The organism is Paenibacillus sp. 01T443 (assembly GCF_056398325.1).
Window position 1 is genome coordinate 1 of record NZ_JBFTPE010000065.1, and the last position, 1,478, is coordinate 1,478.

The window sequence follows — 1,478 nt, forward strand, 5'->3', positions numbered from 1 at the left end:
TGAACTGTGACCCATAAGAAGGACACTTTGAAAAAAAGTGCCCTCTTATGGGTCTTTTGTGTTTTAATCAGAGTAATGGTGAGGGAGCGGATAAGAATATGGGGAAATTAAATCGTACGTTATTTACAGAAGAGATCATGAGGAGATTAGAAACGAACCCGAATGTACAGCATGTATCGGAGACGAATATAACCTATAAAGCCGAGTTTAAGTTAGCTGCAATAAAGTCCTATGAAGAAGGGGAAACACCTGCAGAGATCTTCATTAAGGCTGGTTTTGACCTGGATCTCATTGGTCACAAAAAGCCCAAAAATAGTTTAAAACGCTGGCGCGATACGTACGCCAAGTACGGAGAGTTGGGAATTAAAGAAGATAGGCGAGGCAAAGGCAGCACCGGGCGAAAACCAAGTGGAGATTTGACTGCAGAAGAAGAATTAAACCGAGCGAAAGCCAAGATTAAGCTGCTGGAAGCCGAGGTAGACTTTCTAAAAAAGCTCGAGGCGCTCGAACGGCAGAAAAGGAAACGTTAAATCCCTCCGAGCGCTACGAGATTATCAATCACAGCATCCGAGCGCATGGGCTAAAGCGTATGACGCGCTATCTCTGTGCAATCGCGGCAGTCAGCCCCAGCGGCTACTACAGATGGCTGGAAGCTGAGCAACATCGGCAACTTCGTGCAGCGGCTGACGAAAACGACCTTGTTCTCATCAAGCAGCACTTCGACGCTCTGCGGGGTAAAGCAGGTGCCCTGGTGATCAAGATGCGTCTTGAGCAAATCAGTGGCGTCATCATGAACCATAAGAAAATCCGCCGCCTTATGCGTAAGTTCAATCTCGTTGCGGTGATCCGTCAAGCGAATCCGTACCGAAAGATGGCTAAGGCAACTCAGGAGCATCAGACATGCCCGAACATCCTGAAGCGCCAGTTTGATCAGGAAGAGCCGGAGAAAGTATTCCTCACCGACATTACGTACCTGCGGTATGGAAGCGGACAATGGGCCTATTTTTCGTGTGTGAAGGACGGTGCAACCAGGCAAATTCTGGCCGACTGCGTCGCTTCTACACTAGAGCTCCCCCTCGTCGAACAAACCATTCAACGTCTGCTCGAACGGCTTGACGGAAACATTCATCCCGAAGCCATCTTTCACTCCGATCAAGGCATGCACTACACGCACCCCAAAACACGGCTTCAAATCAAGAAAGCCGGTTTTAAGCAATCCATGTCCCGTAAAGGTAACTGCTGGGACAACGCCTCGATGGAATCGTTCTTCGGTCATATGAAAGATGAGGTTGATTTCAAGGATTGTCAGACCCTCGATGAGGTCAGGGCACGTGTCGCTGATTACGTAACCTACTACAACTCCGAGCGGTATCAGTGGACATTAAAAAAGATGACCCCCGACGAATTCAGAGGTCATCTCCTTGCTAGCTAAGCTCTAGGCTGTTTTCTCAACTGTCCACAAATAAGGTCACAGTTCA

1 protein-coding gene is annotated in these 1,478 nt (G+C 48.3%); it reads left to right on the top strand.

All coding sequences use genetic code 11. The features are described from left to right. The first annotated feature begins 98 nt into the window (after positions 1 to 98). Positions 99 to 1,432, top strand: a protein-coding gene (locus AC1DLI_RS34255; protein ID WP_477610188.1) for an IS3 family transposase whose coding sequence is annotated in 2 segments (ribosomal slippage) — positions 99 to 480 and positions 480 to 1,432 — 1,335 coding nt in all. Because the reading frame shifts where the segments join, the coding sequence is not laid out codon by codon here. Positions 1,433 to 1,478: the final 46 nt, after the last annotated feature.